Source organism: Candidatus Berkelbacteria bacterium (assembly GCA_016432625.1).
In the GTDB taxonomy this organism is placed as follows: domain Bacteria; phylum Patescibacteriota; class UBA1384; order 2-12-FULL-50-11; family 2-12-FULL-50-11.
On record CP066697.1, the window covers coordinates 470130 to 491379 of the forward strand.

The 21250-nt window shown below is 49.4% G+C and carries 25 protein-coding genes and 5 tRNA genes; 4 read left to right on the forward strand and 26 right to left on the reverse strand.

Features of this window, described 5'->3' with window-relative positions:
• Positions 1–13: 13 nt before the first annotated feature.
• The 23 genes from HY845_02730 to HY845_02840 all read right to left on the reverse strand — a co-directional run bounded on the left by HY845_02730 (position 14) and on the right by HY845_02840 (position 15353).
• A complete protein-coding gene (locus HY845_02730; protein ID QQG51458.1) occupies positions 14–424 on the reverse strand; it encodes a ribonuclease HI family protein in 411 nt (136 codons plus the stop codon).
• Positions 421–1320 (reverse strand): hypothetical protein, encoded by a 900-nt coding sequence (locus HY845_02735; GenBank protein ID QQG51459.1) that lies wholly within the window; start codon positions 1318–1320, stop codon positions 421–423. Before HY845_02735 ends, HY845_02730 begins: the two co-directional genes overlap by 4 nt.
• Complete coding sequence (locus HY845_02740) at positions 1317–2111, reverse strand: hypothetical protein (GenBank protein QQG51460.1); 795 nt, start codon at positions 2109–2111, stop codon at positions 1317–1319. Before HY845_02740 ends, HY845_02735 begins: the two co-directional genes overlap by 4 nt.
• Positions 2112–2113: 2 nt before the next feature.
• Complete coding sequence (locus tag HY845_02745; GenBank protein ID QQG51461.1) at positions 2114–2902, reverse strand: hypothetical protein; 789 nt, start codon at positions 2900–2902, stop codon at positions 2114–2116.
• A complete protein-coding gene (locus tag HY845_02750) occupies positions 2902–3543 on the reverse strand; it encodes a type II secretion system protein (protein ID QQG51462.1) in 642 nt (213 codons plus the stop codon). Before HY845_02750 ends, HY845_02745 begins: the two co-directional genes overlap by 1 nt.
• Positions 3533–4318, reverse strand: coding sequence for a prepilin peptidase (locus tag HY845_02755; GenBank protein ID QQG51463.1), 786 nt, complete (start codon positions 4316–4318; stop codon positions 3533–3535). The genes HY845_02750 and HY845_02755 overlap by 11 nt, the downstream gene beginning before the upstream one ends.
• Before the next feature lie 49 nt (positions 4319–4367).
• A complete protein-coding gene (locus HY845_02760; protein QQG51464.1) occupies positions 4368–4913 on the reverse strand; it encodes a type II secretion system protein in 546 nt (181 codons plus the stop codon).
• An 81-nt stretch (positions 4914–4994) separates the two neighbouring features.
• Entirely contained in the window at positions 4995–5558 is a 564-nt protein-coding gene (locus HY845_02765) for a type II secretion system protein (GenBank protein QQG51465.1), read from the reverse strand.
• Positions 5559–5837: 279 nt separating this feature from the next.
• A complete protein-coding gene (locus HY845_02770; protein QQG51466.1) occupies positions 5838–6914 on the reverse strand; it encodes a type II secretion system F family protein in 1077 nt (358 codons plus the stop codon).
• A gap of 8 nt (positions 6915–6922) precedes the next feature.
• Positions 6923–7978 (reverse strand): type IV pilus twitching motility protein PilT, encoded by a 1056-nt coding sequence (locus HY845_02775; protein ID QQG52154.1) that lies wholly within the window; start codon positions 7976–7978, stop codon positions 6923–6925.
• A 30-nt stretch (positions 7979–8008) separates the two neighbouring features.
• A complete protein-coding gene (gene tadA, locus HY845_02780; protein ID QQG51467.1) occupies positions 8009–10588 on the reverse strand; it encodes a Flp pilus assembly complex ATPase component TadA in 2580 nt (859 codons plus the stop codon).
• Between the two features lie 9 nt (positions 10589–10597).
• Positions 10598–10870 carry a hypothetical protein gene (locus HY845_02785; GenBank protein ID QQG51468.1) on the reverse strand — a complete coding sequence of 91 codons (273 nt, stop codon included), beginning with the start codon at positions 10868–10870 and terminating at the stop codon, positions 10598–10600.
• Positions 10870–11379: a type 4a pilus biogenesis protein PilO gene (gene pilO / locus HY845_02790; protein QQG51469.1), complete on the reverse strand. Its 510-nt coding sequence runs from the start codon at positions 11377–11379 to the stop codon at positions 10870–10872. Before pilO ends, HY845_02785 begins: the two co-directional genes overlap by 1 nt.
• The gene (locus tag HY845_02795; GenBank protein ID QQG51470.1) at positions 11379–11945 is read right to left on the reverse strand and encodes a hypothetical protein; all 567 of its coding nucleotides are present in this window, start codon (positions 11943–11945) and stop codon (positions 11379–11381) included. Before HY845_02795 ends, pilO begins: the two co-directional genes overlap by 1 nt.
• Positions 11946–12188: 243 nt before the next feature.
• Positions 12189–12262, reverse strand: a tRNA-Trp gene (locus HY845_02800).
• 60 nt (positions 12263–12322) lie between these two features.
• Positions 12323–12760, reverse strand: a complete 438-nt coding sequence (locus tag HY845_02805) for a dCMP deaminase family protein (protein ID QQG52155.1) — start codon at positions 12758–12760, stop codon at positions 12323–12325.
• A gap of 40 nt (positions 12761–12800) precedes the next feature.
• The gene (locus HY845_02810; protein ID QQG51471.1) at positions 12801–13346 is read right to left on the reverse strand and encodes an AAA family ATPase; all 546 of its coding nucleotides are present in this window, start codon (positions 13344–13346) and stop codon (positions 12801–12803) included.
• Between the two features lie 39 nt (positions 13347–13385).
• Complete coding sequence (gene rpmG / locus HY845_02815) at positions 13386–13553, reverse strand: 50S ribosomal protein L33 (protein ID QQG51472.1); 168 nt, start codon at positions 13551–13553, stop codon at positions 13386–13388.
• A gap of 23 nt (positions 13554–13576) precedes the next feature.
• Positions 13577–13648 (reverse strand) — tRNA-Thr (locus tag HY845_02820).
• A 130-nt stretch (positions 13649–13778) separates the two neighbouring features.
• Positions 13779–13862 (reverse strand) — tRNA-Tyr (locus tag HY845_02825).
• Positions 13863–13995: 133 nt separating this feature from the next.
• Positions 13996–14068: transfer RNA gene (locus HY845_02830), tRNA-Thr, on the reverse strand.
• 12 nt (positions 14069–14080) lie between these two features.
• Positions 14081–14725, reverse strand: coding sequence for a tetratricopeptide repeat protein (locus HY845_02835; protein ID QQG51473.1), 645 nt, complete (start codon positions 14723–14725; stop codon positions 14081–14083).
• A gap of 10 nt (positions 14726–14735) precedes the next feature.
• Positions 14736–15353 (reverse strand): hypothetical protein, encoded by a 618-nt coding sequence (locus tag HY845_02840; protein ID QQG51474.1) that lies wholly within the window; start codon positions 15351–15353, stop codon positions 14736–14738.
• 62 nt (positions 15354–15415) lie between these two features.
• Between HY845_02840 and HY845_02845 the strand changes: the two genes are divergently transcribed.
• Positions 15416–15730 (forward strand): zinc-ribbon domain-containing protein, encoded by a 315-nt coding sequence (locus HY845_02845; protein QQG51475.1) that lies wholly within the window; start codon positions 15416–15418, stop codon positions 15728–15730.
• Here the strand turns inward: HY845_02845 and HY845_02850 are convergent.
• Entirely contained in the window at positions 15717–15914 is a 198-nt protein-coding gene (locus tag HY845_02850) for a 50S ribosomal protein L28 (GenBank protein ID QQG51476.1), read from the reverse strand. The two genes, HY845_02845 and HY845_02850, sit on opposite strands and share 14 nt — an antisense overlap.
• A gap of 102 nt (positions 15915–16016) precedes the next feature.
• Here HY845_02850 and HY845_02855 point away from each other — a divergent pair, with 102 nt between their 5' ends.
• The 3 genes from HY845_02855 (at position 16017) to HY845_02865 (ending at position 18942) form a co-directional block, all read left to right on the forward strand.
• Positions 16017–16646 carry a site-2 protease family protein gene (locus HY845_02855; GenBank protein ID QQG51477.1) on the forward strand — a complete coding sequence of 210 codons (630 nt, stop codon included), beginning with the start codon at positions 16017–16019 and terminating at the stop codon, positions 16644–16646.
• A gap of 266 nt (positions 16647–16912) precedes the next feature.
• A tRNA-Pro gene (locus tag HY845_02860) sits at positions 16913–16985 on the forward strand.
• Between the two features lie 58 nt (positions 16986–17043).
• Positions 17044–18942 (forward strand): hypothetical protein, encoded by a 1899-nt coding sequence (locus HY845_02865; GenBank protein ID QQG51478.1) that lies wholly within the window; start codon positions 17044–17046, stop codon positions 18940–18942.
• Here the strand turns inward: HY845_02865 and HY845_02870 are convergent.
• Both HY845_02870 and HY845_02875 read right to left on the reverse strand, forming a co-directional pair.
• Positions 18932–20542 (reverse strand): arginine--tRNA ligase, encoded by a 1611-nt coding sequence (locus HY845_02870; GenBank protein QQG51479.1) that lies wholly within the window; start codon positions 20540–20542, stop codon positions 18932–18934. The genes HY845_02865 and HY845_02870 overlap by 11 nt on opposite strands.
• 171 nt (positions 20543–20713) lie before the next feature.
• Positions 20714–21250 carry a type II secretion system protein gene (locus HY845_02875; GenBank protein ID QQG51480.1) on the reverse strand — a complete coding sequence of 179 codons (537 nt, stop codon included), beginning with the start codon at positions 21248–21250 and terminating at the stop codon, positions 20714–20716.

Consider the following 21250-nt stretch of genomic DNA (forward strand, 5'->3'; position numbering starts at 1 on the left):
CATTACTATGACCTTAGGCGTCTAGAGCGATATTTGCCAGCTGGTCAGCGCGTTTGTTAAATTCACGTCGCACTGCGACTAATTCAACGTCGTTACCGGCACGCTCCCAGTTATCGATCAGCTCTCGGATCGCCGCAAAATGGGGTTTAAGATCAGCGTCCTTAACGCGGTATTCGCCTAACAGCTGCTTAACCATCAGCTCTGAGTCAGAATTGAAGGTAATCTCGGCGTTCTTGAGGCTGTGTTTGGCAAGCTCCTGGCAGGCTGCAAGCATCGCTCGGTACTCTGCTTGATTATTTGTCGTCGAGCCAATCACTTCAGCGTGCTCGGTAATATCGCCATCAATGTTGATGACAAATGCGATAGCGGCCCTTCCGGGGTTACCTCGGGCAGCTCCATCAGTATAAACAGTAGCCTTACTCACGGAGCAATATTACCAGTGCCTGAGTAGAGGTTAAAGTCGTAGATTCCGATCAGAGTGCCTGACTTGCGATCAACCTTAGCCTGAAGAGTCCGCTTAGTGTCGCCATAGTAACCCGTCGCGGTGATATTAGTGATTAAGCCGTCAAACTTTGGTCCCCCACCAGTGCTGTTAGGGCTAGTGGCGGTGACGAAAGCGTAATTAACATTGCAGTGATACGGTCGTATCCTAATGTAGCTGGAGAGGTTTGATCCGGTCGCGATCGGCAAGTTCGTACCTAGTGAATCGACTCTATTATTAGGTTCAGCGACGGCTCGGCGCAGACTGTACGTGGTTTGACCAGTTGTAGTTGTCACCACCTGTTGAATTTCCACAAACGCGCCGCGGCTGTAACAGTTGCCTTCACCAACAAACTGGAAGGCATAACGCAGGAAATAATCATTACTATAAACGGTGTCGTTGGGGAACCCTGTTAGCTGTAACTCGTCGTCCTGCATTAAGGGCGATGGGTTGTTATTGAAGTTGAAGTCGCCAATTTGAGTTGTCTTATAATCAATCGAGAGGTCGTAGTATTGGTGCGATGGCTTGTAGCCAAGAGTGGTTTCGATGGTTTGATTGGCCGCAATTTCATCAAAACTAATGCCGGCTGTAACGTCGAAGCGATGCGTTTTATTCTCAGCGGTCTCGACGTTGCGCTGATGCCGGAAGCGTAGCAAACCGTCTTCAACCCCCGACTTTGCAGCGTAAAAGGCAAAAGTATTGTCTTCTTCTCGAGCCGACTGGTTGAACTGAATTAGCGAAAGCCGTTGGGCACCAATTGTTACCGTCATAATGCCGGCAATTATAATTAATACAAAGACTAAAGCCGAGCCCTTTTTCTTAGCAATTAGCTGACTCATGATCTTACCCCCTCGGCGGTTAATACCGTCTCAACTTTGTAGCAAGCGCCATCGGGTATTTCAGTTGACCCGCAAAGCTTCTTTAAGTAATCAATAGATTTAAAATTCATTGAGATCCTGAGGTAGCCGGTAATATTACTGAACACGGGGTCATTAGGGCGAACGCCGTTAAAGATTGGTTTGTTTATATCATTATTGAGTACGTAGCCTTCATCCAGCATCGACTGATACTCGGCAGTAGCGAAATTATCGCAGCGCGATAAATAAACTGTTGGCACGCCGTTAATGAGCTCAATTTTACAGCCTCGAAACTCTCGGACTTTGATAGCCCGACTTTCTGGGGACAGCGAATCGCTCGTAGTGCTATAGCGCTTGAACACCAGTTGTTGGTCGGTTGCCTTTGGGTGCTTAAGCAGCATCACGACATCGTTGAATCCGGCATCGTTTATGAAATAGAATCCGGTAAACTTCCAGCCGTTGTCACCTGGATCGCCGAGGGTAATTTGTTTGTCGTAATATATGTAACGAAAATCGTTGGTAATTCTAGCGATCGCCGAACGGGCGGCTTCGGATTTTTCACGCAGGACACTGACCCGGGCTGCTGAACCTGTTGTGCGCACGAAGACGGCGAGGATTAAAATAACCAGGCCGGAGAAAATGGCGACGGAGATTAGCATTTCCAACAAGGTATAGCCAGGCAATGCTACTTTTCGCGGCCGTTGGCCGCTCACAGTTAACATTTCCAACAGGGTGTAGCCGGGGAGTTTTGTTTCTCTGTCAAATTGAGCCATGGCTAGTGATCCACCGCTTTCCAGTTCGTCATGATGGTACTCATCTCGCTGGTGCGGTAACCCTGCGTCGTTTGCCAAACCACGACTGACCGAACCTTGACCGCGTTCCCGGTTGGAATGTAGGTACTCGTAGCGTTATTAAGGTTTAGACTGGGCTTAGTCATAATGCAGTAGAGGTCATTGTTGTAGCAATCAGTTCCAACAGTACGATTACCCTGAAGATCGCCGTCGTTATAACGTTGGTTTGAATTTCTATCGAGGTTACATCTTAAGCGGTCGGTGTTTTGGGTCTCGTTAACGCTCGGAACACCTATTGCCTCAACGCAAATCAAGCGGCGCGCCGACAAGCCCTCGCTCTGCAAGATTGCTTTGGAATCGTTCAAAGCCATCACCTCAGACTTCTTGATATGAAGATAATTTGGATCGTTATTGATAGCGGCACGTGTTAGCTCGACTTTTTCGGTTTCCGGATTGAGATAAGCATAGTACCAGCCGTAGTCTTCGAGCGACCTTGCTTGATCTAGCCAAGTAAGATTATTGGCCGAATTTAGGCGATCGTCACGGTTTTTAGCTACCATCTCCAAACCTTCGACAGCCCAAAGATTAGTCACTGTCGAGTCGGCGGTGTTAACAGTTCCCTGTATTAAAGTATTTGATAGGGAAACGACTGCTGAGCCAACGATAAAAAGCACCCCGACAGCAATTAAGATCTCCAAAAGTGTGAAAGCAGGTCGCCTTGCTCTTATGAGCACGAAACCGGGTTTGTAGTCCTTAGTCAAAGTCCCCTCCATCAGTTTTCGCTATACGTCACGCCAACCTTAGCCGTGTACGGCTCTATGGCTACTGTTGCTTTTTTGTTGGTGAAAGTCAATTCAAGTAACGGGTTACCAAAAACCGGTCCTTCTTCGATCCAGGCGGAGCCTTCGACCCGAATGTGAAACATTTGACGGGTCGGAACGCGAAAGACAACGAAGTGATTGCTGCGTGATTCGGCAGTGTCCCCGCAAATCTTGCAGCTTAGTGTCACACCCTTACTCATGTTGACGCGTTCAACAAAACAGGGCCCGTCTTGATTCCAGGCTTGCAACTGAACATCCCCGGGCTTACACGGCGCTCCGGAGGCATTTAACGGATAAGACAAGCGCACGATATCATAGTGACTGCTACGATAAGCGTCACTGTGAAACCAGATACCGTAATAACCTGTTTCGTCGTAGGTGAAGTTACTACCGGGCGTTTCGTCAGTCTGTTGGGTAGAACCAGAAAGTAATCTAACTTCTTCGATTTTAGAGCGGAAGATTTCAGCGTCGGTTGCCACACGGTTTTTCCCGAGCGAGCGATCAACCATCGGTACGAGTAAGCTGAGCATCAGACCCATAATGGCAACCGTTACCAATAGCTCAATTAGCGTGAAACCTCGTTTAGTAGCCATAGCCAAGCATCCCTAGATACCATTCTACCAATTGCGGACCCCAGTACAGGGCGAGCAGCCCGGCGATAATTAGGAATGGTGCAAATGGCACAGCCGATTTTAGTTTAACTTGGCCGCGAAGCAGTAAATAAGCCCCAAATATGCCGCCGATAATGAAGGAGCCGACTAGAAACACCACGGCCGATGGCCAGCCTACAAGCAGCCCTAGTGCAGCGGCAATTTTGACATCCCCCTCCCCCATCCAGATTCCACGTGTCGGGTAAACCAGTAAAGCAATCGGGATGAGCGCCGCCAAGCCTCCATAAAGCGTGACGAGCGGATCTTGGTGGTAAAACAACGAGAAAACAGTCGCCCCAATTAGGGCAACGTAGGACATAACCTCCGGCACCAGCATTTCATACAGGTCATGGAAGAAAATCGTCACCAGGGCGCTAATAGTGACAATGTAAGCGATAAAGGCGGCCACCCCTTGCCAACCCGCCAAGTCAGCAATCACGAAAACCAGGTAGTAACCGGCCGCCACAAGCGCTGCCGTGGAAAACTCCACGATCGGGTACTGGGCGCTGATAGGTTGTTGGCAGTGGCGGCAGCGACCGCGCAGGACGACGTAGCTGAGTAGAGGAATTAGATCAAACCAAGAAAGACTCTTTTTACACTTGGGGCAATGTGAGCGACCGCGCATAATTGATTGCCAGTCGTCAAACCTGGCAATGACAACATTAAGGAAAGAGCCGATGATTAGGCCGAAGATGAAAACAAAGATTACCCCACCCATATACTCAGCTTAAAGATAAACTAGTTAAAATCCAAGCGGTTAGGCCGGTTTATTGCGGGCCATAGGTTACGAAGACGTAAGCGCCATCTTCAAACGGTCCGTCGAGGGTAAAGTTAATCGCGCCGCCCGTATCGACTGCACCACTGCCATCAGCCTGATAGGTACCATTTCCTGTCGAGATCGGCTCGTCACTACGAGCGGACAACTGCCAGCCGATCGAGTAGTCGGTCGCTACGCCGTTAACGCTGGCCGAGGTAGCGTAACGCTGAGGATTGCTGGCAATTTCCTGACAAGTTGAGCCTGAAGAAAGGTGACCACCGATAACTAACGCCGATTGAAGTGGCTCGCCACATGTATTATCTGCCGCTTCGATATCTATGCCATCAGCGACCTCCGAGTTGGTGTCGGCCGGATAGCCACTTTTGTCTAAGTAAAAGCGTGCCAAAGCCGCGTCCAAGTTGTGAGCGTTACTTTTACGTTGGGCATCCTGTGCTCGGTTCCTAGAGCTGTTTAGTGCCACCAGGACGAGCGAGGCAAGAATACCGATGATCGCAATTGTGATCAGAAGCTCGATCAAAGTAAATCCCCTCTTCATATCTACTCAATAATATACTGTCACCTAAAAAGAAAAACCCCCGAGCGGGGGTTTTTCTTTCTTGCTTGAAGCAAGCGCAGACTACTGTGGACCGTAAGTGACGAATACGAGCGCGTTGTCCCCAAAAGGACCGACGTTAGTAAAGTCAACAGTACCACCAGTTAAAACATCACCGTCGAGATCAGCTTGGTAAACACCGTTGCCGCTAGTGATAATCGTGTCGGTTACCGAGGCAAGCTGCCAGCCAAGAGTGTAGTTAGCAGCTGTTCCGCTAGAGTTAGCTGACGTTGCGTAACGCTTTGGGTTGGTAGCATCGGCTTGACTCTCGTGGCAAGCAGTGTGAGTCGCGAGATACGCACCGGTGCCAACAAGCTGCGCCAGAGGTGCCGCACAAGCCGGAGTCGTACTTTGGTTAGTACCAAACTGGAATCCGTTAACGTCATCTGTTGTATCGCTAGCTGGGTAGCCGCTCTTGTCGACGTAGAACGTCGCTAAAGCAGTATCAAGGTTTCTGGCGTTGTTCTTGCGCTGGGTGTCTTGAGCCTTACTTCTGGCACCGCTCAAAGAGACGATGACAAGTGCTGCCAAGATACCGATGATGGCAATAACAACCAATAGTTCAATAAGGGTAAAACCTTTTTTCATTTCCCTCCAATCATTTAACAGCGTTTATGGCTGAATATTCGAGCCACAAACAACTGTACCCTGCACTAAATTGTGCAGGACCCCGACTCCCGTCGACCACACTAACTGCAGTGAAAGTCATAGTACTAATATCTGTTGAACTGAAGGCCGTGTCAAGCGGTTGAGGCAAAGACAAGCTCAACCGCTAGAAAGCTCGCTACCAAGGCCGAGCTACTTAATGACGCTGGCTAGGTTGTAGATCGGGACAATGATATCCCTGACGGGCATAACCGCGCCAATTTACTTTATAACGCTAGCTAGGTTATAAATTGGCACGATTATCGAGAAGACCAGGAAAGCAACACCCAAGCCGACAACAATAAAGACTACTGGTTCGGTTAAGGCGGTGACGTTTTTGATGTTTTGATCAGTTTCGGCCTCGTAGTAGGTACTTAAACGGTATAGAACCTGTTCCAACTTTCCAGATTCTTCCCCGACGGCCACCATCTGAGTAACAGTGGGCGGGAAAACGTCGTACTTGGTCATGCTCTGGGCAATCGGTGAGCCACGCTCGACGTTACGCGCAACGTTTAATAGGGCTTCGCGATAGATTTCGTTATCGAGCACCTGGGCTACCGACTCAATGGCGTGAATAATCGGTACGCCGCTCTGTACCATCAAGGCAAATATCCCCGTGAAACGCGCCATCTCAAGATTACGTATCAGTAAGCCAAAGGCCGGCAAACGTAAGACAAGGTTATTGAATGAACGTTTTCCCTCATCAGAATGTAACCAGCGCAGAAACCAAGCAACCACGACGATTATGCCGATGATGTAGAGCCACCAGTAGTTAATAAGGCTGTTCGTGATGCCGATAACTACTCTGGTCATCCAGGGCAGATCAACATTTGCCTCTTTGAAAACTGACTCTAGCGCAGGGACGATGCGGGTTACCATGATAATGGCGACGATTATCATTGCTCCAACAATGAACGCCGGATAAAGCAAGGCGCCAATTACCCGTCCTCGGAAACGCTGATCCCGCTCCTGCTCGGTCGCCAGCAGATCCAAAGCAACATCCAGCTTACCGGTTGCTTCACCGGCGGCGATAACCGCCACGAAAACGGTGTTGAATATTCTTGGGTGCTTTTTGATAGCGTCTGAGAACTTGTAACCGTTCTCGAGGTCTTTGAGGATAACGCCGAGTGCTTCTTCGACTGAAGGATTAACCGTTTGCTCGATTAACGAGCGGATGGCCTGAGTAATCGGCAAGCCCGATTCGATCATTACCGCTAACTGCCGGGCGATAAAGGCCTTATCGGAAGCCGAGACCCGACGTGTTAGTACTGCAGCAAAATCGTAAGCGCGTTTGGCCATCTCTATTCTTAGTACACCATCATCTTAAAGGCTTTCGGATCGAGCGCCCAGGAGAGGGCGGTGTCAATGGTAATCTCGCCGCGACTGACGAGCTCCGCCAAGACTTTGTCGAGAGCGATCATGCCTTCTGAGGCAGAAGTCTGGATAATATTGGGCAATTGATGGGTTTTGCCTTCGCGGATAGTATTACGGACTGCAGAGTTAGCAACCATAATTTCTGTCGCCAGGACCCGGCCGCCCTGTACGCGCGGCAGTAGGCGTTGTGAGACGACACCGAGTAAAACATTCGCGAGCTGCATTCTAACCTGCTGCTGTTGGTGCGGCGGGAAGACGTCGATGATACGGTCGGCGGTTTGGGCAGCGGAGTTAGTGTGAAGCGTCGTAAACACCAAGTGGCCAGTTTCCGCCAGGGTGAGGGCGGCTTCAATAGTTTCGAGGTCTCGCATTTCGCCGACGAGCACAACGTTCGGATCTTCTCGTAGAGCGGAGCGCAAGGCGCGACTAAACGAGTTGGTGTCGCTGCCAATTTCCCGTTGAACTATAATCGACTTCTTGTGTTCGAAGACATATTCGATCGGATCTTCGATCGTAATCACGTGTTCTGCCCGCTTCTGGTTGATCGACTCAATAAGCGCCGCGAGCGTGGTGGATTTACCGTGACCAGTTGGCCCGGTAATGATAACGAAGCCTTGGCTAGGTTCAGTAAAACGTTCCAGGATCGGCGGGATACCGAGTTCGTCCATCGCTTTAATCGCCATCGGGATAAGCCTGAGAGCAGCTGATAGCGCCCCCTTCTGGTAGAAGGCGTTAGTTCGGAAACGAGTTTTGCCGTAACCAAAAGAAAAGTCCAGCTCACGACGTTGGTGAAGTCGCTCGATTTGCTCGGCGACCATAATACTCATTAATAAACGCTCGGCGGATTCAGGTGTAACGGCGCCGTGCTCAGTTAACGGGAAAAGTTTACCGTCGATTCTAATTGTTGGCGGCACACCTACGGTAATGTGTAGGTCGCTCGCCCCTTTCTCGATCGCCAAGTCGAGCAGTTGCTTCATCTCGGCGGTCATTGCATCTGACATTTTCCTCCCAATTCCCCTCTAGACAGGTAATTCTTTAATTTGAGTCGTTGTGACCCGAAGGACTTCATCAATTGTCGTGATGCCCTTCAATGCTTTTATTAAACCATCTTGTGACATAGTTATCATCCCCGCATCAACCGCAGCCTTCTTTATCTCGGAGGCAGGAGCCTTGCTAACGGCGAGCGATTCGATTTTTTCGCTCATCGTTAACACCTCGTAAATGCCGATTCGTCCTTTATAACCGTCTGTGCATTGCGAACAACCCTCGCCCTTATAGAAAACTAGCGATTCAAGGTTAATATTCTTAAGCTTCCCTGAAGGCAAGGCTTCAAGCTCTTTCTTGACGTGCGACAACACTGCCGGTGGAATTGGCGCTTTCTTTTTGCAATTATCGCAGATTTTGCGAACCAAACGTTGACCGACTACGGCGTTAACAGATGAGGTAATAAGAAACGGCTCAACGCCCATATTGATCATTCGTGGCAGGGCGCCAGCAGCGTCGTTGGTGTGAAGCGTCGAAAGCACTAAGTGACCCGTTAAGGCGGCGTGAGTAGCCATCGCGGCAGTTTCGAGGTCGCGGACCTCTCCGACCATGATAACGTTAGGATCTTGCCTCAGAACCGAGCGCAGGCCCTCAGCAAAGGTAAAGCCGATACCCGGCTTAACTTGCGCCTGGTTGATACCCGGGAGTTCGTATTCGACGGGATCTTCAAGCGTGATGATATTAACGCCTGGCTTACTAATTCTTGTTAAAACGGCGTATAGAGTTGTTGATTTACCCGAACCGGTCGGCCCGGTAGCAAGAATAATACCGTACGGTTTGTTGATGTTTTCAATCAGCCGGTCAAAGTTAGTTCCGGTCACCCCAAGCTGTTCAAGGGACAGAACGCCTTCTGACTTATCGAGCAGACGCATCACAACCTTTTCGCCGTGGACGGTCGGCATTGTTGAGACACGAAGGTCGACTTGGCGATTATCGATCACCACGTCGAACCTACCGTCTTGCGGAATACGCTGCTCGTCGATCTTCATTTTGGAGAGAATTTTGATTCGAGAGATGAGCGGGGCGTGTAGAAAATGCGGCACTCGAATAACATCGTGCAGGATGCCGTCGATACGAAAGCGGACCCGGACGCTTTCCTGTTCCGCTTCGACGTGAACGTCACTTGCCTTCATTCTAATAGCGAGGAATAGCGTCCCGGCAACAATCTCCGGAATACGGCCGTTTTTAAAGACCTTAGCCAGAAGGTCAGGACTGGTAACCGGTTCTTTGAGCAATCGGTCAAGGTTCTGGTTCTCAAGGCTTAGCTCTTGTTCTTTAGCTAGTCGCTGCAGTTCTTCACCAGTGTCCTCAGAAGGGCGACTAATGATGTCCGTGGCCGAGAGCTTAATGCCGTCGCCCTTCTCGACCATGATATCGGCCTGCGGCTTGTGAGCCTCAGGTTTGGTTGGCTGCAGAAGCGGCGGTTTCGGCGCGTTGTTGATTGGCGAGGGCTGCTCGGCGTCTTTTTTCTGAGGCGTCGGCATGACTGGAGCGGTCGCTTGCTTGTCCTCGTGCTCAGTTACTATTTGGGCGGCTTCTGAAGCCTCGCGCGGATAAAGCTTGAGCGCTACCTCAAAGGAGTTAAGGTCGGTTCGGTAACGGTCAACCAAGACTTTGTTTCGCGATTCGATATAGCTCAAGATCTCTCGGACCTTGACGTCGTCGGGGTTAACGGCAGCAACCTTGATGAGCGATGGTTCCAGTTTGCTTTTTGGCTCAACTGCTGCAAAAACGATGATTTGGTACTTCTCGGCCACATTAACCGGGATCTTATTAAGAACTTCCTCCGGTATTTGCATATTTCGTAAATCAATCGTCTTGGGACGCTCTTCAACAGTTTTAACTAAACCGGCCGGTGCTGCTGGACGAGACTGGATGAGCGGAATTTTAGCGACATCCGTTGCTTCAGTGTTGTGTTCCTGCTCAATAACATGTTCCGGCTTTAAAAAAGTCGGAATCGGGCTTTTTGCTGGAGGTGTAAATTTTTCTTCCTTTTCAACATGCGGCTGCTCGGAGGAGGTAATGGGTGCTGTTTTCGATGAAAGTTCCTCGTGGCGCGGCGGCATAATCGGCCGAGGGGAGACATCCGGGCGGTGGTAAATCTTATCTAGGGCGGCTTCGATTTCGATGCGCGACGCGATCGAGAGATGCACCTTGAGACCTTTTTGCTGGCGTAACTTTACAAGCATATCGGGGGCGTTACGTTGCAGTTTTGCTGGGTCGCCAACGGCTACCCAGAGATCAAGACGATCGAGATCGTAGACTAGAGTGCTATATTTGCGAGCCACTACCTCAGGAAGTAAACGCGCGGTTTCAGCTGGGATAGGCTTGTTAACCAAATGCATGAAGGGCAGTTCGTAGAACTCTGCGTAAGCTTTGGCTAACTCTAGCTCATCAACCAGATGATGACTTAAGAGGTAGCGATCGACTTCGTCGAGATATTTACCGCCCAGAATTGACGAAAACCCCGGCTTTATCAAGCTTTTGTCAATTAGCAATTTTAGAAACGACTTGGTGCTGTTAGCGTAAAGCTGGGGCAGAACGTGTAGCGTCATACATTTATATTAATAACGCTCAAAGACGTTCGACCGGCCAATATTATTGGCGTCGAAGCTAACCGGCACGCCGTTAGGTACGTTTAGTTTGCGGACCGCCTCTGTCACTGCATTACCAGAGAAAAAGTCACGAGGCAAGATGTCGAGAGGCTTCGCCTTTGCGGCAACATCGGCTGAACGTGGCAGATTGAGTAGCAGTGAGACGATGAAGCCTAGGACAGCGATAAGTAGCAGTGCGAGGCCAATTAACGTTTGAACTCGGTGTGCGTAACGTGAACCCATTATTGAGCCTCCCCCTGGAATACTAATCCAAGCTGCATCGTTACTGTCAGAGTACCATTATTATCGGCGATCATTGATTGGTCTTTGATAATCACGGTGCGAATATTATTGTGCAAGGAATTCAAAAACGAGGTTACTGTCCCTAGGCCACCGGTGAAGGCAACCGTAACCGGTACCTCACTGCCGTTAGCTTCGCCAACTGTGGCGGAACCAAGAGTTACACCGCTTGAAGCGGCAAGCGCCTCGATCATCACCAGTACCTCAGGAATTTGGCCAGTTTTAGGCATCGCTAGATATTGAGCTCGCAAGACAGATTGGATTGATTCACCTTTGTCTCGAATAAAGGTTATATCTTCAATGCGTTGCTCATAAGAAAACAGCTCCTCTTGCTTGACCTTGGATTCCAGTGAGCGCTCGGTGAAAACATTAATTTGTGGCCGAACGATGAAGAACCAGCCGATAATGGCAACGAGCAGAAGTAAGAAGCCGCGGTTCGATTTATTTAGCATTATTTCAGTACTCCCATATTAAGGCTGCCGGAGATGGTAAAGCTGACGATACGGTTGCCATCCTTTGTCGCGAAACCGTTATTGCTGAGTTTAGCGCTACTAAAAGGAGTCGGGGCGGCAGTGGAGCCCTTTTGCCATACCACTAATGCCTGGGCCAAACTGCTCATGCTTTGTGTCTCCCCATCAAGGCGGAACGTTCCGTTTACATTAAGCTGGATACTGTTAACCTTGACATTTTTAGGCGTCACGGCGTTTAGCATGGTGTAAAACTGCGACCAATTAACCTTGCTATCAAGTACCGTTTGTAGAAGCTTCTGTCCAGCCAAGACTTCTTCAAGTTGAGTATTAAGGGTGGTGTATTCCGGCGACGCGAGTGTCTTTTGGCTTGCGCTGATTTTGTTACCGATAGTCTGGGCTCGACTTTTTTGGTAAAGGTTTAAGCCAATAAGAAGTAGGATTTCTACCAAAACGACAAGGAAAATTGCCACCCCAAAGGTGTCGAACGGACTCTTTGTCGCCTCAACTTGGGCAATTTCTTCCTGATTTTTTTGGTCGTTCTGAGCCAAAACCCCTCCTTTTTATACTGTACTTTATTACTCTACTGATGTCGTAAGCGCTCTGTCAATGCCGCCTAGCTTCGGTAAATAAAGACCCACAATCTGTCTGTAGGCGGTTTCGCAGGGGTGACAGGAAGTCTCGTCGCTATCGCTCCTCGGAAAGCTACTACGCTAACGCTTCGTCGCTAGTGAACCTGGTTCAAGCCAGACACCACAAAAAGAAGAACGCCCGAATGGGCGTTCTTCTTTTTGCAGGGGTGACAGGATTTGAACCTGCGACACACGGTTTTGGAGACCGTTGCTCTGCCGGGCTGAGCTACACCCCTATAATTCGAGCGAACTCGAACAGAGTAATTCTATCAAGTAATTGGCTGAAAATCTGCCGCCTAGGCGGTGTGGCCGGAAGACTCTGTTGATCTGCCAGATTCTTGGGTCTCGCTTAGATCAACTAGTTGGATGCCGAGTTTCAAAGAGGTGTCGCGAATCTTTGGCTCGCGGTAAAACTCGCCGTAAACAATTTTTTTGATGCCGGCGTTAGCCAGCAGCTTAAAACACTCCCAGCAGGGACTAGCAGTGATGTAAATTTCGGCACCGTCTACAGCCACACCGTTTCGGGCAGCTTGAACGAGTGCGTTAGTTTCGGCGTGAATCGTGCGGACGCAGTGTCCGTTAACCATGTCGTGCCCAATTTCGTCACAGTGCGGTAGGCCACGGATAGAGCCGTTATAACCAGTCGAGAGAATAACACGGTCGCGGACAATGACGGCACCAACGTGCTTACGGTCGCAAGTGCCCCGAGTCGCCACGACTCTGGCGACGTTCATGAAATATTCGTCCCAACCGACTCGCTTGTACTCTGGTAGCTTAGGCTTTCTTGCCATCTATGTATTTCTCCACCTCTTTTTTTAGCTCTTCCTCTGATCCAGTATTTACCACCGTCACGTCGGCCATGGCAATAGGGCCGGCCTGCTGAAGCTTTTCAATTTGACTATGGTCTCGCGAACGAACCTCAGATTCGCTCAGCGGCCGATGCGGACGGACCGCGAGACGTTTCGCTCTAAGTTGCGGCGGCGAATAGATCGCCATCACTTCTAGATACGGAAACTTTTCTTTCAACACTAAATACTCTTCCCAGGAATACATGCTTTCGATCACCACGTCTCCCTTTTTCAGCAGCCGTTCGATTTTGGGGATACTAAGCTTGGCGTAGGCGCTCATTCCATGTTCAGCGCGCAAGCGCTCCCTCATCAATCGCTCATTTTTTTCGTTGACCTCGAGACCCTCTTCTTGGAGTTTTTCAAAAGTCAGGTCGCCAAAATATATTTTTTGGAAGCCGTTTGAAACGAATATTGCCGTGGCAACTGATTTGCCGCTTCCCGGCATTCCTACAAGAGCTACAAGACGAGGCATTTCTTCGACCTAATCACGTTTGCCCCGCCTTGCAAAGTCTTACTTACCTTCTTTGTGAAGGGTGACTTTACCGCAACGGGTGCAGAGCTTCTTCAGCTGCAGACGGTCGGGGGTTTTGGTTTTGTTTTTTTCTGTATGGTAATTAATCTCGTGGCACTCGGTGCATTCAAGATGAATTATTGTTCGGGCTGCTTTTTTCTTTGCCATTTGTTTCCTTTTCTAGATTTCTGAGCCATCTTCGGGGATTGAACCCGAGACCCCTTCCTTACCATGGAAGTGCTCTACCACTGAGCTAAGATGGCTTGTCGCGACAGTATTACTGTCTACTAAACGCTCGCTGCCGCAACAAGGTACATTCTATTTTATTCTGGCAGCATCTCGTTTAATCGTATCCAGCAACACTGTCGCTCGTTGTTGGAGATTAAACGAATGTGCTGGGGGTAGGATTCGAACCTACGAAGGCACAGGGCCGTCTGATTTACAGTCAGATGCGTTTGACCGCTTCGCTACCCCAGCGCGTTGTTAAATTTTATCAAAGAACAGGTTGAAAATACAGGATTTGAGCAACTGTCGGGATACTCGCTCAAGGCTCATTCCTCAGTAGCATTGAGCCACCTGTCGGAATACTCACGAGTTCGTTCCGACATCGAGCCACCTGTCGGAATCGAACCGACGACCCGCTGTTTACAAAACAGCCGCTCTGGCCTCTGAGCTAAGGTGGCGCTCCAGTTATTCTACTTTTTGTTTAGTAATTGCTCAAGGAGTGCACGGTATTTCGGAGAGACCGGATCAAGGCTTATAGCTTCACGGATGGTGGCAATCGCCCGCTGGTTGTCGTTCTTGCCTTCGTAGGCAAGCGCCAAATTGTAATGCCTGGACGGATTGTACTTATCGAGCTTTACCGCAACTTTGAGAGCCTCGATTGCGTCCGAGTAGCTCTTGCGTTGCAGGTAAATCAGCCCCAACCTGGCGTAAACTTTAGAGTCTTTGGGGTTTCGCGTTGCTGCTGTTAAGAAAAAACGCTCCGCCTCTTCGAGTTTGCCGCTTTTAAAAAGCGCTTCCCCTTCCTCGTAGTGGGTCATTAATTCTGCCCGATCGCCTAAGGCTTCTTCTTTCCAGAAATTAGAATCGCCCTGCGAAGTATTTACGGCGCGTCTCGGAGTATTTAATCCACCCGGATTGAAACGCGGTACGCGAACCGCCTTCGTCCTGTCGCTGACCCCGCTTTTAATCTTGTTAAGCAAGCTTAAAATAATCGCCAAAAATGCTTTCGCAATTCTGATAATGAACAGCCAGACGCTTTCAATCATCGTAAAACGCCGCAACAACAAAACGATGAATAAGGCAACGGCGACGAAAAAGATTATTTGGGCAGTCATTTTTTAGTACTCAACTCTCACTCGTACTCGAGTTGAACGGCCAGTTCAAGAGGAAGGAGTCAATTACCAGCTTCTGATTAGCGTTTTGACGCAATCTTCTTATGGCTCGGTCGAGTAGATTAACCTGAAGAACCTTACTTTTGTTCGGCAAATCCGTCAATTGCGTCTTAGCGGTAGACAGCATCTTTATAAGAAGCTTTTCCAACTTACTTCGGTCTTTGACTTGTTCTAAAACGGCTCTTGCTTCGCGGTAGTCGGTAAACAGTTTTTCTGGCTCTAGGTCAGTTTCCCGAATAGCGCTATCGAGACGGTGCAAGCGCGACTGAATCGTCGGCAATAAACTTGCCGGATTTACGACCTCCAAAATCACCGTCAGGAAAAGGGGCGGTTCCTCGAGGAGTTTGAGCAAAGTGTTCTGCACTGCCTCGCTCAAGGCATCGGCGTGGCGAATAGCCATCAGCCTTGCGTCCCCAAAAGGTTGCAAACTCGCCTGGGCGATGAGGTGTCTGGCTTCTTTAACACCGAGCGTATCTGCCTCAACCCACGTTTGATCGATCTTCGACCAAAGCGCAAACCGCGGTTCGGACGGGTCGAGGTAGTTTACCAGATAGGATCGTCCGGGCTGCATGCATGGATTGTAAAGAAAAACTCATTTTTTAGCGAGACTGCGGTAGTGGTAGAATGGTGGTCATGGAACAGGAATACCAAGACAAGTCCTTGAAGTGTAAGGACTGTGGCGAAGAATTCATTTGGACGGCTGGCGAACAGGAGTTCTTCTTTTCCCGTGGCTTCAAAAACAAACCAGCTCGCTGCAAAGAGTGCCGTAAGAAAAATAGGCAAAAAGTAGAGACCGAGTATTTTCGGGTAACTTGCTCCGTCTGTCGCCAGGTCGGCGACGTTCTATTTAAGCCGGCAAACCCTGAGGCTAAAGTCTATTGCAAAAATTGCTTCGAAACGGAATTCTTAAAGAAAGAAGCGGCGGATAGCGCCGTTACTTCACAGTAGTCTTCTTGAGAGTACGACGACACCTGGAACAAATAAGCAGGCCGTTCCATTTTTGCAGGTTCGGCAAAATTGTCCGCTGTGTTTTATGCAGTGACTTTGGGCGGTTATAGCCAACTTGCGGTGACTTACCACAAATCTGGCAAATTTCCGTACGAATGGTTTTTAGAGATTTTGATCCAAGCATTTTGAATGGGTATACCCGCCGAGACGTAAAGTCTCTAGGGAAAGTCGACGTCCTGTCGACTATCACTAGCGATACACTAGTGGATATCATATATTATTACTGATGCAGCTTCAAGATTTCGGGGTCAGTTTAATTCTTATTATTGTCATTCTCCTCAGCCTGTCGGTGCATGAGTACGCTCACGCTCTAGTGGCTTCCATTTTCGGTGACGATACTGCCAAGCGCGAAGGACGGCAAACGATCAACCCGCTCGCCCACTGGGATCCAGTTGGCACGACGCTCCTTGTGGGATTGTTGCTCCTTAGAGCTTTTGGCCTAGAGCTTCCGGTCTTTGGCTGGGGTAAGCCGGTACCGGTCAATGAAGACAATTTCGACAACCCACGCTTACAGGGGCTTCAGGTAGCCTTGGCTGGACCGCTGAGCAATCTACTCTTAGCCGCACTCTTTGCCTTTGTTGCTAACTTAGTAGGCTCATACGGGGTGTGGAGAGAGGTCCTTGTCGCGTCAGTTTATCTCAATGTTTTCCTGATGTTCTTCAATTTAATACCTGTGCCACCGTTAGACGGTTCCAGAATTTTGCGCTTGTTTATCAGTGACCGAGCCTACTACGCTCTGAGCGCAAACCCGATGATCTTTTTTGTTTTGATTTTCTTGGCGTTTGGGTTCCTGCTTAACTATTTAGTCCAGCTCAGCTACTTCCTCACCGGGAAATTATTAATCCTCAGCCTGTGAGTATCGGCGGCCAATGTGTGGCCGCCTTAATTCGGCTAGAATAGGGCGGTCTTGCAAGCCCTAACAATTGGTCCTCAATCTAAAATAAAGGGAATCTGCCTTTGGGGCGGTTGTGGCTGATTAGCCACAACCGGTCGCGTTTGTCGTTCGCGACAAACCGTAGGATACCCACTTCTCCCGTAGTCGTGGCCGGGTGTAAAACTGGGCGCGACCGAATGTGGGGACTAAGAAGATGGGTGCCAATTTGTTAGTGGCTTGCAAGCAAACGGGCTGTGGCGCAGTTGGTAGCGCGCATGCATGGGGTGCATGAGGTCGCTGGTTCAAGTCCAGTCAGCCCGACAAACAGGGTAACGGCTTTGACTTCAGGGGTTTTTCTGATACATACAGATTGGCGCCTATGGAGACAATTCAACCAAACTACGACACTATTAAAATCGGTCGGCACGATCGCTTAGTCGATCGGTACGCTGAGAGCGAAGTCCACGCCTTGGAGAGCAAGGGACAAAACTGTGTGATCGCCGTGACGGTCGAGATTGATAACCCCTGGCATCACGCCCGTGAGTACGGCCGTCAAATTATCACCGCATTAGTGCGAGAATTCGTCCGAGCTGAAAGTTCTTCTAATTTAATTCGTTTCGAGCAGTCGCTGAAGGCAACGAACAGTATAATCAAGCAAGCCAAAGAAAAGCTAAACGTCCCGGTAAACTGTGTTGTCGCCCTGCTAATCAACGAGGAAGTCCATTTTGCTGTTGCAGGCAACAATAAATTGCTCCTGTGGCGAAACGGCGACGTGACCGATGCCACAAGCGGCGGCTTGGAGACTGAAGAGCAGTTCTCAAGTGTTACTAGCGGTGACCTCAATGAGGGTGAATGGTTGATGCTTGCTAATAAACCACTCTCTCATTTTCTCGAAAATAACGAGCAAGAAATCTGGTCCGACGACGACTCGGAGGCAATAAGCGCAGCGATTGTTGAGTTATCACCTGTCGGAGAACGAGAGAGCTTTACGGGCATTCTGCTGCGTTATGCGCCTGGCAAACTGCACCGCGAGCTTTCTGTCATGTGGGATACACTGGAGCATCTTACGCCGATTAAGTTACCGCGATTTAAATTTCCTAACTTACCGCTCAGCGATACGGCCGCCGTTGTAGCTGGCTCGTCTCGCGCCTCGTGGGAATTTGTTAAAAAACTTATCAGCAAGATTAAAGAGCGAGGGAGCAAAAGAGCAGAGAACTCTTCGTTTGACTTGGGGAGCAACGGGTTCAAGCTGCCACGGCTATCATTACCGAAGTTTAATATCCGCTCGCGCATTCAAATAATCGCTGCCGTAATCCTGGTGGCTCTAATTATCGTTGGGGTGCGGACGATTGTTTCCCGCGTGAACTCGACGAAAGAAGAACAAAAAGCGCCCAATCTGGCAGAGCAACTTGTCGCAACGCCAGTTGGTCAGCGTATCTTGTTCTTAAACGACAGATTCTCACTCGAAGAGTACAACGCTCTAAGTGGCGACCAAAAACAAACTTTCGCCCAAGCATTAGCAGCCGAGAGTGTCTCGCCGCTGATATTGAACGATCTAGTGAGCGAGCTCGAGACACCAGTTAAGGCTATCGATAGCCTTAACGACGTTCTAGCTGTGGTCGATACCTCCGGGCAGGTGTGGCTAATTAAAGAAGGACAGGCAATTAAGGTTGAGCAGACCGTAAAAATTGCCGACCCAATATCTATCGCCATTGTCGCTGAGGACCGGATACTTGTTAGCGATAAAACTGGCAACATTTGGCTTCTCGACGCTACTCCATCACAACCCCTAACACTGCCGTTACAAGCAGCGGTCTCTAGCGGGCCAAAATTACTGCAAAAATTCAACCGGAACGTTTATGTTTACCACCAAGCATCTAACACTATTTATAGACAAGTTAACTTCGATAAAGACCTGAATGGTCTTAAGGCACTACTGAAAGACGACCTACTGACGCTGGCTTTGGCCGATTTCGCAATTAACGGCCGCGTTGTAGCACTTGACGTGAACGGCAAAGTATCTAGTTTTGCTGCCGGCAAGCTCGAAAGCCAACAGCTCACCGTGCCCGTTCAGGAGGGGGCGCACCTAACGAGCGTCGAGACAAACAGCAAAATTTTCGTACTCTCTGGCGGCGTGCTGTACATCGCTGACGACAAAGGGGTTTTGCAGCAATCTATCTTCCCGCTGGTAGATTCGGTAGAGGATATTGTTCTTGACGGGTCAGGCAAAACGCTCTGGCTCGCGACAGGTAAAAAAATCTATCGCTTTACGATTTAGGCGATTCGTCACGCACCATTCTGGACGGAGCGCTGATACCAATGAGGTCGAGAGTTTTTTTGATAGTTAAACTGGTCGCTTTTAAAATCGCCAGCCTAGACTGAGCAATCAAAGGCTCCTCGCCTTGAACCCGTAGTCGCTCGTAAAAAGCGTGGAGATCTGTGGCTAACGCGGTGGCGTAGTGAGTCAGCTTGTGAACCTCTAAATCTCCAGCGATGTCCTCAACCAGATCTGGAAATCGTACGATCCGGAGCAACAGCTGGCGTTCTAATGGGTCGGTGATGATGATTTTTTCGGGCACTTCGAACTCCTCGGTTTTAGAGAATTGGCGGAAGATTGAGCTGATCCTGGCGTAGGCATATTGGATGTAGAAAACCGGGTTTTGTGACGAAGCGGAGCGAGCTAAATCTAGATCGAAATCAAGATGGCTGTCGACACTCCGGCTCAAGAAGAAAAAGCGAGCCACGTCCGGCCCCACTTGCTCGATAAGTTCATCGAGCGGCACGTATGTTCCGGCCCGTTTCGACATTTTAATTTCCTTACCCTTTTCAATCAGCTTCACAATTTGGGTGATGACCCAATCGACTTTACCTGCCCAGGTGTAATGGCTGCGGAGAATCCCCTCGATAATCATGTTCATTTGCCGGGCGTAGGTGTGGTGGTCGGCGCCAAGTACCGTTATAAGGCGATGATAGCCCCGAGCAATTTTATAGTTATGGTAAGCAATATCAGAAGCAAAGTAGGTGTCCTCGCCATCCGATTTAGTCAGTACCCGATCTTTGTCATCACCGAACCGCGTCGTCGAAATCCAGGTCGCTCCCTCCGCCTCATAGGTGAAGCCGTGCAGCTTAAGAAGCTCCATGGTCTTCTTGAAAACCCCGGTCTGGTAGAGCGAAGCTTCTGAAAAGAACTGATGAAAATCAATACCTAAGCCACGCAACGTTGGCTTAATCATCTCCTCCATGATAATCATGGCTGCCTTCTCGCCAGCTGCCCGGTCATTACCATCTTTAATTCTTTTGCGGAGCTCCTCGACGTAAATGCCCGAATACTGCTTCTCAGGATCTTTAGGATTCAAAATTGAATGGCCAAGAGCATCGACTTGGACGCCGCGATCGTTAACGTAATACTCGCGCATCACCGTGCACCCATAAAGTTCGAGGACTTTAGCAATAGACTCCCCAACAAATGCACCCCGCCCATTGGCAAGCGTTAACGGGCCGGTCGGATTGGCGGAAACAAATTCCAAGAGTACCCGAATCTCCTTGCCAAGATCGCTACGGCCAAATGCCTCAGGGCGCCTGATAACCTCCTTCACTACTTCCGTCAGGTACTCATCAGTTACCGTGACGTTAATAAAGCCTGGCGTTGTGACAGAGACGGCCTTAAATATCTCGGTACTTTCTAGTTCCTGGACGATTCTCTGCGCCACCTGCATCGGCGATGACTGTAAGTCAGTGGCTGAAACCATAGCGACGTTGCTAGAAAAATCTCCAAACATACGATGCCGTGAGAATTCGATGTCAAACTTTGGCGGTTCCTGATTAAAGGCCTTAACAAAAGCTCTCCGCACAACTTGGTGGACCTGCCCGATGATCATATTGAATCCGCTCTATACAAACAGAAAGATGAATCTGCCGTCACTAAGCCTTGTGAAATATTTATTAACAGATATGACATGAAAAATTTTCTCAATCCTTGCGGGAAAAGTGGAAATTCAAACAAATTGTAGCACTTTCAGCACTAATTTCTAATAACAACGTATCTTGGCCTAGTCGCCGACGAAGTAGTTGTAGGTATTAGGATCTTGGCAGTTATCGTAAGCCGCGCCGCCGAATGTTTCCGTCCAGGTTACGCCGCCACGGCAGTTTTCTTGCCTCTGGCTTGAAGATAGCGTCTTTTCCAAACGAGCCTTTAGTCGGAAGTGCTTACCGATCACATCAGACTCATTTGACAGGTTAAACTGGTAAGGGAAGCTGCCGTCTTTTGGCTCTTTTGGGATAGTCGCCAGAAATTCACTGAAGGCGCCGCAATCGTCAGTGTAACCCTCAAGTTCAGAGACGGGATGCCATTCGTTGGCGTTCTGAACATCTTCAAAGCCTGGGTAGCGGTTACGGGAAGCAGCAGGGCAGGTCTTGGCCTCGTATCGCGCCTTGAATGTTACGGCTAAAGCCGTTAGATCTGAGCGTCGAGCCGCGTCACGTGCCTGCCGCTGAGCCTGGCTAATCACATAGAAGGTCAGCGAGGCCAAGGTGCCGATGACAGCAATGACCGTTAGTGATTCGATTAAGGTAAATCCCCTCTTCAT

What these genes read in the sequence shown, in the direction of transcription:
- HY845_02735 (QQG51459.1), bottom strand. Translation starts at nt 1,320, where the DNA reads ATGAGTCAGCTAATTGCTAAGAAAAAGGGCTCGGCTTTAGTCTTTGTA.
- HY845_02740 (QQG51460.1), bottom strand. Translation starts at nt 2,111, where the DNA reads ATGGCTCAATTTGACAGAGAAACAAAACTCCCCGGCTACACCCTGTTG.
- HY845_02745 (QQG51461.1), bottom strand. Translation starts at nt 2,902, where the DNA reads ATGGAGGGGACTTTGACTAAGGACTACAAACCCGGTTTCGTGCTCATA.
- HY845_02750 (QQG51462.1), bottom strand. Translation starts at nt 3,543, where the DNA reads ATGGCTACTAAACGAGGTTTCACGCTAATTGAGCTATTGGTAACGGTT.
- HY845_02755 (QQG51463.1), bottom strand. Translation starts at nt 4,318, where the DNA reads ATGGGTGGGGTAATCTTTGTTTTCATCTTCGGCCTAATCATCGGCTCT.
- HY845_02760 (QQG51464.1), bottom strand. Translation starts at nt 4,913, where the DNA reads ATGAAGAGGGGATTTACTTTGATCGAGCTTCTGATCACAATTGCGATC.
- HY845_02765 (QQG51465.1), bottom strand. Translation starts at nt 5,558, where the DNA reads ATGAAAAAAGGTTTTACCCTTATTGAACTATTGGTTGTTATTGCCATC.
- HY845_02770 (QQG51466.1), bottom strand. Translation starts at nt 6,914, where the DNA reads ATGGCCAAACGCGCTTACGATTTTGCTGCAGTACTAACACGTCGGGTC.
- HY845_02775 (QQG52154.1), bottom strand. Translation starts at nt 7,978, where the DNA reads ATGACCGCCGAGATGAAGCAACTGCTCGACTTGGCGATCGAGAAAGGG.
- tadA (QQG51467.1), bottom strand. Translation starts at nt 10,588, where the DNA reads ATGACGCTACACGTTCTGCCCCAGCTTTACGCTAACAGCACCAAGTCG.
- HY845_02785 (QQG51468.1), bottom strand. Translation starts at nt 10,870, where the DNA reads ATGGGTTCACGTTACGCACACCGAGTTCAAACGTTAATTGGCCTCGCA.
- pilO (QQG51469.1), bottom strand. Translation starts at nt 11,379, where the DNA reads ATGCTAAATAAATCGAACCGCGGCTTCTTACTTCTGCTCGTTGCCATT.
- HY845_02805 (QQG52155.1), bottom strand. Translation starts at nt 12,760, where the DNA reads ATGAACGTCGCCAGAGTCGTGGCGACTCGGGGCACTTGCGACCGTAAG.
- HY845_02810 (QQG51471.1), bottom strand. Translation starts at nt 13,346, where the DNA reads ATGCCTCGTCTTGTAGCTCTTGTAGGAATGCCGGGAAGCGGCAAATCA.
- rpmG (QQG51472.1), bottom strand. Translation starts at nt 13,553, where the DNA reads ATGGCAAAGAAAAAAGCAGCCCGAACAATAATTCATCTTGAATGCACC.
- HY845_02835 (QQG51473.1), bottom strand. Translation starts at nt 14,725, where the DNA reads ATGACTGCCCAAATAATCTTTTTCGTCGCCGTTGCCTTATTCATCGTT.
- HY845_02840 (QQG51474.1), bottom strand. Translation starts at nt 15,353, where the DNA reads ATGCAGCCCGGACGATCCTATCTGGTAAACTACCTCGACCCGTCCGAA.
- HY845_02845 (QQG51475.1), top strand. Translation starts at nt 15,416, where the DNA reads ATGGAACAGGAATACCAAGACAAGTCCTTGAAGTGTAAGGACTGTGGC.
- HY845_02850 (QQG51476.1), bottom strand. Translation starts at nt 15,914, where the DNA reads ATGCTTGGATCAAAATCTCTAAAAACCATTCGTACGGAAATTTGCCAG.
- HY845_02855 (QQG51477.1), top strand. Translation starts at nt 16,017, where the DNA reads ATGCAGCTTCAAGATTTCGGGGTCAGTTTAATTCTTATTATTGTCATT.
- HY845_02865 (QQG51478.1), top strand. Translation starts at nt 17,044, where the DNA reads ATGGAGACAATTCAACCAAACTACGACACTATTAAAATCGGTCGGCAC.
- HY845_02870 (QQG51479.1), bottom strand. Translation starts at nt 20,542, where the DNA reads ATGATCATCGGGCAGGTCCACCAAGTTGTGCGGAGAGCTTTTGTTAAG.
- HY845_02875 (QQG51480.1), bottom strand. Translation starts at nt 21,250, where the DNA reads ATGAAGAGGGGATTTACCTTAATCGAATCACTAACGGTCATTGCTGTC.